Origin of the sequence: Anaerococcus sp. Marseille-P9784, assembly GCF_902500265.1 — a bacterium.
Taxonomy (GTDB): domain Bacteria; phylum Bacillota; class Clostridia; order Tissierellales; family Peptoniphilaceae; genus Anaerococcus.
The window spans coordinates 113,195-126,432 of the sequence record NZ_CABVOZ010000003.1 but is presented as its reverse complement, the minus strand read 5'-3'; the positions used below and the strand labels follow the sequence as shown (position 1 = coordinate 126,432).

The following is a 13,238-nucleotide window of genomic DNA, read 5'->3' as shown; positions in this document are numbered from 1 at the left end:
CTAATAATATTTATTTATTTCTGCCTTTTTTGTAAGATCTTTTATCTTTTCTATATACTTTTCCTGTCTTTTAACCATTTCATAGGTTGATTTTACTTTATCTTTTATGTCATCGTAGGTATTTGATGAATCCATTTTGTTATCAAGTTTAATAATGTGGTAGCCAAATTGTGTTTTTATTGGCTTTGAAATTTCACCAATCTTAAGCTCATCAAGGCCTTGTTGAAACTCTTTAACCATTACTCCTTTTGGGAAAGATCCTAAAGAACCACCATTATCTTTTGTAGGATCAAGTGAATATTTTTTTGCTGCTTCCTTAAAATCTAAACCCTCATTTATTTGATCTAAAACTTTATCTGCCATTTCTTCACTTTCTAGTAAGATATGGCTGGCAGTATAAGTAACCGGTGAAAATAAAGTGTCTTTATTTTCTTCATAATAGTTTTCGATTTCATCTTCACTTACGCTTACTTTTTCAAAAATCTTGTGCATTGCGTAATTTTTTAGCATATTATTTTTCACTATTTCAAGTTCTTTAACAAATTCTTCTTCATTATCAAGCTTATTTTCTTTTGCATCTTGTAATAAAAGTTCTTGGTTAACTAGTTCATCAGCCAATACATTTAAGCCTTCTTTTGAGTTAAATCTAGCTTTATCTTCCATAGCTGCCAAAAGATTAAACAAATCTTCTTGATAGATTTTTACCCCATTTACTTCTGCTATCAATTTATTTTCAGACATTTTTACCCTCATTTAATTCAATTTTGTTATTGTATATTTTTATATCTTTGTTTTTATAAAGTCTACCTAATGCTTTTTTAAAAGATGATTTGCTAATACCAAAGAGTTTTTTTATCTGTTCTGGTGATGATTTATCAGATATATAAGCAACACCATCATTTTCATATAAATAATCTAATATATTATCAGAATCATTGTCAATTTCTAGATAAGCTCTTTTTCTTAATGAAAGCTCAATTTTTCCATCACTTTTTACTTCTTTAACTCTTGCTTCTATAAATTCACCTTCAATGTGAACCCCTTGCAATTCATTTATTCTTAGTAAAGAATCAAATTTATTATCTATGGCGATAAATGCACCGATAGATTTATTTATTGAGTAAATTCTTCCACATACTTCGTCATTTTCTTTGAAATCATGATCTAGGCTAAGCAAATTTCTAATTTTTGATGATAGTATTATAAATCCATTTTTATCGACTTTAAAAGTCACAGGATAAGTCATTTCTTTTATTATCCTATAAGTTCTTTCTGTAAACGGCATAAAAATGTGGTTGTTGTTTATTATTTCAAAATAAACACCATCTTTATCGATCTCAACCGCCTTAAGATCATAAATTTTATTAAATTCGTAAGGAAAGTCTATTGTCGCCTTAATTATTTTATTTCTATCGTAATAAAGATATGCGCTTATTAAATCTCCTTGTCTTCTATCTTTGACTTCCTTCTTATCAATAGTTGCATCCCCAAATCGGGTTGCTAAGTAGGCTTTGTTTTTTGTAAATCTTTTTAATCTATATTTGTTTATAATTTGCTCCTATCGTAATTCTTTAATTGTAAAACCTTCTCCAAATACTTCTGATATTGTATGAGAGAATATAAACGCTCTATCATCAACAGATAATATATCATCTTTTATTATAGGATATTTTCTAGTTGCACAGATTGTAAAAACTAATCTTTTTTCTCTACCTGTGTATCCACCTTCAGCATGAATTAAAGTTACACCTCTATCATGCTTTTTAATAAGTAAATTATTAATTTCTTCATATCTATCGCTAATTACAAATATAGCAATTTTTCTTCCTAAACCTTGAATTACATAATCAATTGTTATATCTTGAATCATTATTACTAAAATAGCGAATAGACCTTTATCTAAACCTATTACAAATGTGGATGATAATACTACAATAAAATCTGTAATAAATAAGCTAATATGTATAGGAAAATTTGTGTATTTATTAATAATAGCTGCTATTACATCCGTACCACCAGAAGAACCACCGTTGTAAAATATAATACCAATACCAATTGCAGCCAATAGCGGTCCAAATATAACATTAAGCATTATCTCTTCTGTAAGAGCTTTTTGTGGTAAACATTTTTCTAGAACTATCAGTACAACTGATACAGTAGCTGCCGATAAAATAGATTTTTTCGTGAAGTCAACATTTATAAAAATTGCTCCCAAAATTAGAACAATAACGTTTAAAATAAGGTTTAAAACGCCAAGATTTATTCCAGTAACCTTTGATAAAACAAGTGATAGACCAGATACTCCGCCAGCCGAAATATTATTTTGCAATAGGAAAAAATGTAAACCACAAGCAAGTATAACAGATCCTATAAAAATATTAACATTCTTTCTCATCCTCTTCCTCCATCTTTTGCTTATTTAAGCTTACCACAAAAATCTATTTTCGTAAATTACCTATATAAAAAAAAGAGAGCTCCAAGCTCTCTTAAATCCATATTGGAATTACATTATTAAAATAATCATAAATTTTTAATAAATATTCAAATTCATCATCAGTTAAATATCTATTAGACTTATCTCTTTTATTAACAATATCTTCTAATATTATATATGCTTGATACATAGATAATAACCTAAAAAACTTTATAGGTGCTTTTTTATCTAAGAAATAACTCTTGTAACAAGCTTTTGAGAATTCTTTACTAACTTTTGAGATTTTATTAATGTTTGTAAAATCAAAAGCAGGATCACCATAATGAAAATTTTCTTTTTCTTTCAATAGAAAATTGTTATCACCATCAAGTAAAATATTTTCAAAATTAATTTGTCCAATTATTCTTTTAGATTCAATATTTTTTGTTAGATGTTTATTTTGATTAATAAAATCTACTAATATATAGTCATTATCACCAATATCGTCGCTCAAGCCGTGCCTATAAAATAGGTAGTTAGCCTTGGTATTAAATAATTCGTAGGAATTAATACCATCTTTAGCTTTTTTTTGATGAATATTTTTTAGATATTTCCCAAATTCTAAACCTAGTTTATAATTTTCTTCTTTTGTATGATTAGATAAATAATTTTTTATATTACAATCTTTATCCATAGATTAAAAATCTTTCAGTTAATTATTATGATTTTTTACTTTTTCTTCTATTTCTTCTGGAGTTTCAAGATCTAATAAGCTAATAGCAAATTTTTCTTCCTCGCTAAATTCAGAGTTTATGATTGTATCTTTAATTTCTGCAATTTTTGATGATGCTGCTGAAAATTCATCCAAACCTAAACCTAATAGCAACTTCGTAGCTTCAGTATCAGACGCAAATTGACCGCACATTCCTGTCCATTTGTTAGCCTTGTGAGATTCATCTATTACATGCTTAATTGCACGAAGTACAGCTGGATTATAGTTTGAATATAGATAAGAAATATTTTCATTGCCTCTATCGCAAGCTAGTGTGTATTGAGATAAATCATTTGTACCGATTGAGAAAAAGTCTACATATTTTATTAATTTATCTGCCATGAAAACAGATGCAGGAGTTTCAACCATTATTCCAATTTCAAGGTCCTTATTATAAGATATTCCATCTTTATCAAACTGAGATTTTATTTGATCAACTAATTCTAAGGTTCTTTTGAATTCTGAAACATTAATAATCATAGGAATCATTATTTTTAAATTTCCATAAGCTGATGCACGAACTAAAGCTTTTAGTTGTGTCATAAATATATCTTCTCTATCAAGACATAATCTAATTGCTCTATAACCTAAGAACGGATTTTCTTCTACAGGGAATTCGAAATAATCTAATCCCTTATCTCCACCAATGTCTAAGGTTCTTATAATAAGTGGTTTTTCTCCTAGCATTTTTGTGGCTTGCTTGTAAACTTCAAATTGTTCATCTTCTGTTGGAAAATGAGTATTTTCCATGTATAGAAATTCTGTTCTAAATAATCCTACACCATCGCAGCCATTTTCTATTGCAATTTTAAGATCTTCTAAGTTTCCAATATTAGCAGAAACTTCAACACTTCTTCCGTCTTTAGTGGTTGCTCTTTTATCTTTTATTAATTTTAATCTTTGTCTAATTTCTTCTTCTTTTTTGATCTTTGATTTATATATTTCTAGTTCTTCTTCTGATGGATCAACGATAATAAAGCCTTCATTACCATCTATAATGGCTAATTTTCCATCTTCTACTTTAGTTGATATATCTTTCATACCAACAAGGGCAGGGATATCTAAAGTTTGAGCTATAATTGATGTATGACTGGTCTTTCCACCTAAATCCGTTGCAAATCCTGCAACATTTTCCTTATTCATATTGGAAGTATCTGAAGGTGTAAGTTCTTTAGAAATGATAATTGTATTTTTTTCTATGTTGGATAAATCTTTGGGAGTAATTCCTTTTAATTTATACATTAATTGATAGCCAATGTCTTTATAGTCACTTGCACGTTCTTTCAAATATTCATCATCAATTTGGCTCATTATTTCTACCATTTCGTTGATGGTTTCACTTAATGCTAGCTCTGCATTTTTCAATTCGTTAGTTATTTTAGATTCTATAGTATCTGAAAAATATGGATCTTGCAAAAGTTCTTTGTGAGCGTTAGCTATATTTATTTGTGCTTGGTTGGCTCCTTTTGTATCTGATAGTTGATTAACATAAGAATTTATCGCATCATTTACTTTGGATATTTCTTTTTCAATCAGTTCTTTTTCGATTTTTGATTGGTCTATATCAACTTTTTCTCTATTAAACAGATAAATATTACCTATAGCTATACCTGAACTTGCCTTTATACCTTGATATTTGTTTGTCATAATCATCCTTTCTATAAAATTTATAAAAAAAAGAGGCTGTTGCTATATAAACTCTTTGTTATATCATATAGTTATCTCAATCGATTATCTTTCCCAATAGATAAGGATTAGATAATCAATAAAAAATATTGATAAAACAAAATTAGTTTATATTTAATGCAGCATCCCCTAATGATAAAATTATTCTGATAAGTTTTTTATAAAATCAACTAATTGATCTGCAAATTTTTCATCATCTTCGCCATCAATTACAAGTTCTATTTCTGCTCCTTTAGCAATTCCAAGGCTCATAACGTTAAATATTGATTTTGCGTTAGCTTCTTTACCATCTTTAATGATTTTTACTTCGCCAGAATAGTTTTTTACAAATTGAACTAAACTAGCTGCTGGTCTAGCGTGTAAACCTGTTTCATTTTCTACAATTACTTTTCTTTCTGCCATAATAGCCTCCCTATTAATTTTCTACATATATTATAGTAGTTATTTTATATATTTTCAACTGAATGATTTGCTAGATTGCCTTATTTTTAAATTTGCATCTATTATCCAATCCTCAGTTAAAATATCATCTTCATCTTTGATCCTTTTAATCAAAGCTCTTATTGCTATAGCACCAATATCATAATACGGTATTGCTACAGTTGTTAGATTTGGTCTATAAATACTAGCTATTGACCTATCTCCAAAACCTGTTACGGTTAAATCGTTTGGTACATTTATGCCATTATCTGCACAATAATCAATAAATCCTATGGCTACTTCATCATTTTCGCAAGCTACAGCACTTATTTTATTCTTTTTGCATAAGTTTATAACTTCTTTTCCTATATTATAGCCATCATTACTTGTAAGTCCATCTATTTCTATTGCAAAACTTTTTTTCTTATTTTCTTCTATGGCTTTTTTGTAACCTTCTAGTTTTGCTTTTTTGACAATATTATCATCTTTTGTTTCCAATAATAGTACATTTTCATGACCTGAATCTAAAAGATATTTTATAAGTTTGTATTCTTCCTTTTCATAGTCAATTCTTACTGTATGTAGATTTTTTGAAGAATAGTATTTATCTAATAATACAAATGGTATTTTAGCTTCTCTAAGCTTCAATAAACTTTCATCACTTATACTTTCAGATATAATTACTAAGCCCTCTACTTGTTTTGTAGCCAAAAAATCGATTGCATTATTGATAGAATCTTCTGATCCATAAGAGCTTGAAAGTAAAATATCATATTTATAAACTCTGCCTATTTCTTCTGCTCCTCTAACTAAATGAGCCATATATTCTATAGCTAAGTCAGAAACTATAACTCCTAGTAAATTGGATTTTCTCATAACTAGCGATCTTGCTAATTCATTAGGTTTAAAATCAAGTTTATTTATAGCATCTAATACTTTTCTTTTTGCTTCAGGACTTACAGGTTTTGAATTATTCATTACTCTTGATACTGTAGATATTGAAACTCCTGCAAGTTTTGCCACATCTTTAATAGTTGGTTGTCCCATAATTCACCCTCTTAAATTAAAAGGCCATCTTATTTGATGACCTTTCTCCTATCTGCCAGATATTACATTTTTTACTATGTCAATTACATCCATAATTAGTGAAGAATAATCACTAACAGATGAAATTCCAGCGTTAACAGTATCAATACTATCAACAGCTGTCACACCAACATAATTTACAGTATCTCTGATGTCATCACTAATACTACTTACATTTGTCATAGTATCGTTAGCTTTGGCAATTGCCATTCTTAAATTTGGATCTTGAACAATTGTATTTATATTATTTACAAGAGTATTTGCTTGATCTACAACTGATGGTAGCTTATTGATAACATCATCAAGATTATCTTCATTTTTTTCTAGTATCCCTTGGAAAGATTTGACTAATTTATTGATATTTGATAGTGTCATTATCAAATATATCAAAGCAACAATCCCAACAATTGTTAGGATAATATTACCAAGAAGATTAAAATTTATAGTTATCATTTAATACTCCCTAGTTATTTTTTTTATTATTTTCAGAAGCTTTTTTATCTGCTTCTTTTACTTCTTCCTTTGTTTCTTTTGCTTTATCAGCAAGGTCTTCTGCATTTTCTTTTATTTCTTCTTTGGATTTGTTAGCTTCTTTTTTATTATCTTGATGTTTTTCTTCTACAACATCAGAAGCTTCATCAGCACCTTCTTTGATATCTTCTTTTACATTATCTGCTGTATGATTTACAATTTTACCTACTTCAGAAACACCTTCGGCTACATTTTCTTTTACATTATTTGCAGTTTCAGCAATTTGTTCGCCTGTTTGTTTGGCAATTTCTTTGCCATAATCAAAACCTTCTCTAACTGGTTGTAAATCTGTGTAAGCTCTATATTTTAAATCTTCATAAGAATCTTTTGCGTTATAAACCATATCAGTTGCACTATCCATCAAATCATAAGTAGTGTCTTTAACATTGTTTATTGTTTCATCAAAAGCATCTGCAATATCTTCTCTAGTTTCTTTACCAGATTTTGGAGCCAATAATATTCCAGCTGTAACTCCTACTAAAGCACCTAACAACGCACCTTGAGTTCTCATTCTGCTATCATGATTTTTAGCTTTCCAAATTTCGTATTTAATTTCTCTTTGTTTTGCTCTTGCTTTTTGTTCTATATAATCACTTATTGACATTTTTTCTATCACTCCTTTAAGTTTTACTAATTATTATATACCCAAAAAAGAATATATAACACACATTTCACAAATAAAAATCCTAAGGTGGCCCTTAATTATAACCTTCGCTTTTGTGAAGGTGGGCAAGCTGTCCAGAATATCTGAAGTCCACTCTGTGGAGGCTTTCCATCCAAGCTGGAACAAGGCAATCCCATATAATTGATGTAGGTTTAAATACGGACCTATACTCCTTAGGATGATTAAATTATAATACATTAGGAAAATATTTTCAACAAATTTTGATTTTTAATTTATAAATTAAATTTGTTTTATTTTTTAAAAAAAGCAAGGACTTAGCCTTGCCTTTTATAGTTAATTTACTTTTTTCTTTAATATTCCTAATAAAAGTGCAGATACCAATGATCCTACTACTATAGCTAGTAGATACATTATTGGATTTTCTATAACTCCTATTACCCAAATTCCACCGTGAGGTGCTCTTAATGAGCAATTAAATACCATAGATAGCATTCCTGCTATTCCACTACCAACTATTGAAGCTGGTATTACTCTTAGTGGGTCTGCTGCTGCAAATGGAATTGCTCCTTCTGTAATAAATGAAAGTCCCATTATGATATTTGTCGGTATTGTTTGTCTATCTTTTTCACTATATTTATCTTTGAATAATATCATTGATAGTGATAGCGCTAGTGGTGGAACCATTCCTCCAGCCATTACAGCTGCCATTACTAAAGATGATCCAGATGCTAAAGATGCTGTTCCAAATAAATAAGCCGCCTTGTTAATTGGACCACCCATATCTACAGACATCATTCCGCCTAGCAAGAATCCAAGTACGATTTTTGAAGCACTACCCATTGTTTCTAGCCAATTTGTTATAGATTCATTAAGTGCTGCAAGTGGTGGGTTTAGTAAAAGTAACATTATAAGACCTATAGATAAAATTCCAAATAGTGGGAAAATTAGCATAGGTTTAATTCCATCTAATGATTTTGGTAGTGGACTTGTTATTTTTCTTAAAAGAATAATTATATATCCTGATAAAAATCCAGCTACTAAAGCTCCCAAAAATCCTGCTCCTCCAGCATTTGCCAAAAATCCTCCGACAAAACCAACTGTTAGTCCAGGTCTATCTGCTATTGACATTCCTATAAAACCAGCAAGAACTGGTAACATAAATCCAAATGCTGCACCACCAATTTCTTTAAATAAAGCTGCAATCGGTGTGTTTGAACCGAAGTTTGCAGGATCAATTGTATAATCATCAAGTAAAAATGCTAGGGCAATTAAAATACCTCCACCAACTACAAATGGTAGCATATGTGAAACACCGTTCATAAGATGTTTATAAATTGTTTGACCTAATGAAGCTTTTTCACTTACATCTTCTTCTTTAATATTTACATCAGATTTGTAAGTTTTTGTATTTTCATTTAAAGCTTTTTCTATAAGTTCTGCTGGCTTATTTATTCCATTAGAAACTTTAGTTTCTACAAGTCTTTTGCCTGAAAATCTTGATTTTTTAACTCCCACATCGCAAGCAATAATTATGCCTTTAGCATTTTTAATTTCTTCATTTGTTAGTGCATTTTCTATTCCTGTAGATCCGTGAGTTTCAACTTTCATAGTGTAGCCCATTTCTTTTGCTTTTTCTTTTAAGGCTTCTGCTGCCATAAATGTATGAGCTATACCAGTTGGGCATCCAGTTACTGCTAATAGGTCGTAAGATCCTTTTACAGTATTTTCAGTGTTTTTTACAAAATCGTCTGGGAACTTTTCTTTTTCTTTATTAGCTATTATAGTTAAAAATTCATCCTCATCTTTGGCATTTAGTAAATCTTCTCTAAAACTTTGATCCATGAGCATGGTTGAAAGTCTTTGTAAAAGAACTATGTGTTCATCAGATGATTTTTCTGGTACAGCTATAAGGAAAAATAGTTTAGTATCTTCTCCATCCAAAGACTCATAATCTGTTCCTTGTGGAATTGTCATAGCTGCTAACTGAGGGAAGTTTACTCCTGCTGATTTTGCATGAGGAATTGCAATGCCTTCTCCAATTCCAGTAGTTCCAGATTCTTCTCTTAACAGTACATCTTTCTTGTAAATTTCTTTGTCATTTAAATTGCCACTAGTTGCCATTAAGTCTACAAGTTTTCCAATTAAATCTTCCTTACTTGCAGGACTTTCCCCAAGTTTTATGGAGCTTTTTTTTAATAAATCAATAATTTTCATTTTTACTCCTAAATATTTTCATATAAATTATAAATTTCTTCTTTTGTTGCGATATTTTCTGAAAAAGCAGTTGCCGATCCACATGCTAGCGCAAACTTAAAGGCTTCTTCTGTAGAAAAACCAGCTGTTATTCCATAAACAAAACCTGCAAGCATTGAATCTCCAGATCCTACTGAATCAACCAATTTTCCTTCTGGGGCTTTTGAATAATATTCATTGCCGTTTTCATCAAGCAAAAATGCACCATTTTTCCCTAAGGAAATTATTATATTTCTTGCTCCTAAATCCTGAAGTTTTTTACCGTAGGTGCTTAAATCTTTATCAGTTTTAATTTCAACATCGAATATTTCTTCAAGTTCTCTTTGATTAGGTTTTATTAGGTAAGGTTTAAGCGCTAAACTTTCTTTTAAGGCATTTCCAGAAGCATCTACAATAACCTTAACGTTTTTGTTTTCTAAATCTTTCATAATTTTAGCATAAAAATTATCTCCTAAAGATTTTGGTATTGAACCTGATAAAAATAGATAGTCATTATCTCCTAATTTTTCTAATTTTTCAAAAAGTAATTTCTGCTCGCTTTCGTTAATTATAAGGCCCTTACCATTTATTTCAGTTTCATTATCAGCTTTTATTTTTACATTTATCCTTGTTATGCCTTTAGAAATTTCAATAAAATCCGTCTTAAGTCCCCAATCATCTTTAACTAACCTTTCAAGCTCTTTGCCAGTAAATCCTCCTATGTAGGCTAAGGAAAGTGAATCCATTCCAAGATTTTTCAAAAGCTTTGAAACATTTATTCCTTTACCGCCCGCCTTTATAATCTCTTCATCCATCCTATTTGTTTCGCCTAGATCCAAATGTTTCACTCTAACAATGTGGTCTAGGGCAGGATTTAAAGTTAAAGTATAAATCATAGGCCCTCCTTTAACTTTCTTATAACAATTTCATCCTTTCCATCATTTTTTACATTAGTTATAATTTCTAAATTAGGATTATTAGAAAATGTAACCTTAGAAACTTTCCCAAACTTCGAAGAATCCGCCAAAAAATATACTTTGTTGCACCTTGAAATAGCCTTTGATTTTACCATAGCTTCGTTTATATCTGGAGTTGTAAAACCAACTTGTTCATGTATGCCATTAGTGCCAAAAAATCCAATACTAAAGTTGAAGTTATCTAAATAATCACAAGTGCTTGCACCAATCAATGCTCCTGTTCCCTTTTTAAACTCTCCAGGGACAATAAAAACTTTCTTGCCAATAAGTGATAACTTTTTTCCTATAGTTAAAGAATTTGTTACGTAATAAGTATTTTCTGCACTAATATAATCTATCAGAGCTTCTACACTCGTTCCAGCATCTAAGTAAACAAAATCATTTTCAGAAATCAAACTTGCAGCAAATTTTCCAATAAGATCTTTTTCTTTAGTATTAATTGTAAATTTATAATCCAAGTCGTCCTCAGTTGAAATAAATTGAGCGTTTTTGATTGAGCTAGCTCCACCAAAAACTTTTACAATTTTATTAAGTGCATGAAGTTCATTAAGATCTCTTCTTACTGTTGCTAGTGAGGTGTCTAAAACTTCAGAAACTTCCGTAGTTTTTACTGAGCCTTTCTCATTTACTAACTCTATTATTTTTGAAAATCTTTCTTCCTTTAGCATGGCAAATCCTTTCTATAAACTATTATAGAATAATATTAAATCATTGTCAAGCATTTTAAATCAAAATAAATCATTTTTTTCAAAAAAATAAAGTTTCAAATTATTTTAAAATGTGAAACTTTAGATTTAAGATATAAAATTGTCAATTTTTAATGGAATCTAGGAATTTTTCAAAATTCGGATCTGATTCTAATATTATTTTTTTCCCATCTAGAAATCTTATGAATTGTATTTTGTAAGCGTGGAGCAAAAATCTTCCTAGCTTGATTTTTGATCCATAAAGTTTATCTCCTAAAATTGGATAGCCAAGATTTGCTAAAGACGCTCTAATTTGATGAGTTTTTCCAGTTTTTATATCAGCATTTATATAAGTTATGTCTTTTGATGGGTCATAAGTTAAAGTTTTAAAGTAAGTTATGGCAGTTTTTCCATCTTTTGAAACTTCATATCTTTTTTGATCTTCATTGTAGGCTAAATTTAATTTTATTATTTCATCTATGTCTAATTTTCCTTCGACAACAGCCAAGTAATTCTTCTTAAAAAGAATTTTTTCAATTTGATTTTGATAATATGCCATAGAATAAGGATTTTTTGCAACCATCAAAAGTCCAGAAGTATTCATATCCAAACGATTAACTAGTCTCACTTTTGACTTTATATTATTTTCAGAAAAATAATAAGCTAAATAATTTGCCAAAGATATTTGACCTTTGGAATTTACTGTCAAATTATAAGCTTTGTTTACAACTAATATATTTTGATCTTCGTAAACAATTTCTAATTCGCCTTTGACTTTGTCATAGTCAATCTTCTCATCTTCTATTGGAATAATTAAAGAATCATTTATATTTAAGTCAAAATTTTTATTAACCTTATCATCATTAACAAAATAGCCATTTTCCAAGATATCTTTAATTGCTCTTTTGGAAAAATTATTTTCTAATAAGAATTTTTTTGTAGTTATTTTTTCATTTATTTTAAAATTTATACTATTCATATCGACCTCTATGTTATAATGTATTATATGAGAGGTTTTCAAGATGACAAATGTTATAAATATATTTAAAAATAAATCGAAATATAGCAAAAATATTTTTTATAAAAGCAAAGATATATTAGAAAATTATGGCTTTATTATTTCTAAAACATATGATCCTCATGCCATGTTAAATCTTGTTATTGGTGGAGATGGGACATTTCTTAAAGCAGTTCACGATACAAATTTTACTGATATTCCTTTTATTGGAATTAACACAGGGCATTTGGGTTTTTATCAAGAGATTGAAGTTAACGAAATTGAATCTTTTGCAAAAGCTCTAAAAAATGGATCATATTTTACAGAAGAACTTACAGTTTTGGATTCAAATGTAAACAGAAATCATATTTCTTGCCTAAATGAAGTTGTTGTAAAAAGTGATAGAAATCAAATTGTTAGACTAAAAGTATTTATTGACGGGATTTTTGTAGAAAATTTCCAAGGCGATGGTCTTATAATTTCAACTCCCCATGGGTCTACAGCTTATAATTTATCTGCTGGCGGTGCAATTCTTCACCAATCTTTAAAAGGTTTTGAGCTAACTCCAATTGCTCCTATTTATTCAAATATAAACAAATCCCTTAAAAGTCCTATAGTTTTACCAGAAAATGCTATAGTCGATATCTTAGTATCAAGAAGGGATAATTACCATACTGTTTTTATCTTTGATGGAAAAGAACATCAAACTAAAGATTATAAAATTAGCATTAAAGTTTCAAATAAGACAATAAAAAAACTTATTCTTGACAATAATCACTATTGGACTAATATCAAAAATAAGTTATTGTAATT

At 29.1% G+C, this 13,238-nt stretch carries 14 protein-coding genes; 1 reads left to right on the top strand and 13 read right to left on the bottom strand.

Going from position 1 to position 13,238, the window contains the following annotated elements; genetic code table 11:
• The 13 genes from GAN53_RS07205 to GAN53_RS07145 all read right to left on the bottom strand — a co-directional run bounded on the left by GAN53_RS07205 (position 1) and on the right by GAN53_RS07145 (position 12,407).
• Entirely contained in the window at positions 1-741 is a 741-nt protein-coding gene (locus GAN53_RS07205; protein WP_151410434.1) for a peptidylprolyl isomerase, read from the bottom strand.
• The gene (locus tag GAN53_RS07200) at positions 734-1,285 is read right to left on the bottom strand and encodes an RNA-binding protein (RefSeq protein ID WP_151410433.1); all 552 of its coding nucleotides are present in this window, start codon (positions 1,283-1,285) and stop codon (positions 734-736) included. Before GAN53_RS07200 ends, GAN53_RS07205 begins: the two co-directional genes overlap by 8 nt.
• Positions 1,286-1,558: 273 nt before the next feature.
• Positions 1,559-2,395 carry a YitT family protein gene (locus GAN53_RS07195; protein WP_151410432.1) on the bottom strand — a complete coding sequence of 279 codons (837 nt, stop codon included), beginning with the start codon at positions 2,393-2,395 and terminating at the stop codon, positions 1,559-1,561.
• A 91-nt stretch (positions 2,396-2,486) separates the two neighbouring features.
• The gene (locus GAN53_RS07190) at positions 2,487-3,107 is read right to left on the bottom strand and encodes a kanamycin kinase (RefSeq protein ID WP_151410431.1); all 621 of its coding nucleotides are present in this window, start codon (positions 3,105-3,107) and stop codon (positions 2,487-2,489) included.
• An 18-nt stretch (positions 3,108-3,125) separates the two neighbouring features.
• The gene (ptsP, locus tag GAN53_RS07185; protein ID WP_151410430.1) at positions 3,126-4,832 is read right to left on the bottom strand and encodes a phosphoenolpyruvate--protein phosphotransferase; all 1,707 of its coding nucleotides are present in this window, start codon (positions 4,830-4,832) and stop codon (positions 3,126-3,128) included.
• Between the two features lie 180 nt (positions 4,833-5,012).
• Entirely contained in the window at positions 5,013-5,273 is a 261-nt protein-coding gene (locus GAN53_RS07180; RefSeq protein ID WP_099320757.1) for an HPr family phosphocarrier protein, read from the bottom strand.
• Between the two features lie 54 nt (positions 5,274-5,327).
• Positions 5,328-6,338 (bottom strand): LacI family DNA-binding transcriptional regulator, encoded by a 1,011-nt coding sequence (locus GAN53_RS07175; RefSeq protein ID WP_151410429.1) that lies wholly within the window; start codon positions 6,336-6,338, stop codon positions 5,328-5,330.
• A gap of 48 nt (positions 6,339-6,386) precedes the next feature.
• Positions 6,387-6,830, bottom strand: coding sequence for a DUF948 domain-containing protein (locus GAN53_RS07170; protein ID WP_151410428.1), 444 nt, complete (start codon positions 6,828-6,830; stop codon positions 6,387-6,389).
• Between the two features lie 10 nt (positions 6,831-6,840).
• The gene (locus GAN53_RS07165) at positions 6,841-7,512 is read right to left on the bottom strand and encodes a YtxH domain-containing protein (protein ID WP_151410427.1); all 672 of its coding nucleotides are present in this window, start codon (positions 7,510-7,512) and stop codon (positions 6,841-6,843) included.
• 354 nt (positions 7,513-7,866) lie between these two features.
• Positions 7,867-9,747 carry a PTS fructose transporter subunit IIABC gene (locus tag GAN53_RS07160; RefSeq protein WP_151410426.1) on the bottom strand — a complete coding sequence of 627 codons (1,881 nt, stop codon included), beginning with the start codon at positions 9,745-9,747 and terminating at the stop codon, positions 7,867-7,869.
• An 8-nt stretch (positions 9,748-9,755) separates the two neighbouring features.
• The gene (gene pfkB / locus GAN53_RS07155; protein WP_151410425.1) at positions 9,756-10,661 is read right to left on the bottom strand and encodes a 1-phosphofructokinase; all 906 of its coding nucleotides are present in this window, start codon (positions 10,659-10,661) and stop codon (positions 9,756-9,758) included.
• On the bottom strand, positions 10,658-11,410 hold the full coding sequence (locus tag GAN53_RS07150) for a DeoR/GlpR family DNA-binding transcription regulator (RefSeq protein WP_151410424.1): 753 nt from the start codon (positions 11,408-11,410) through the stop codon (positions 10,658-10,660). The genes pfkB and GAN53_RS07150 overlap by 4 nt, the downstream gene beginning before the upstream one ends.
• Positions 11,411-11,552: 142 nt before the next feature.
• A complete protein-coding gene (locus GAN53_RS07145) occupies positions 11,553-12,407 on the bottom strand; it encodes an RluA family pseudouridine synthase (RefSeq protein WP_151410423.1) in 855 nt (284 codons plus the stop codon).
• A 43-nt stretch (positions 12,408-12,450) separates the two neighbouring features.
• On the opposite strand from GAN53_RS07145, the gene GAN53_RS07140 reads away from it, so the two are divergent.
• Complete coding sequence (locus tag GAN53_RS07140) at positions 12,451-13,236, top strand: NAD(+)/NADH kinase (protein WP_151410422.1); 786 nt, start codon at positions 12,451-12,453, stop codon at positions 13,234-13,236.
• Positions 13,237-13,238 lie beyond the last annotated feature (2 nt).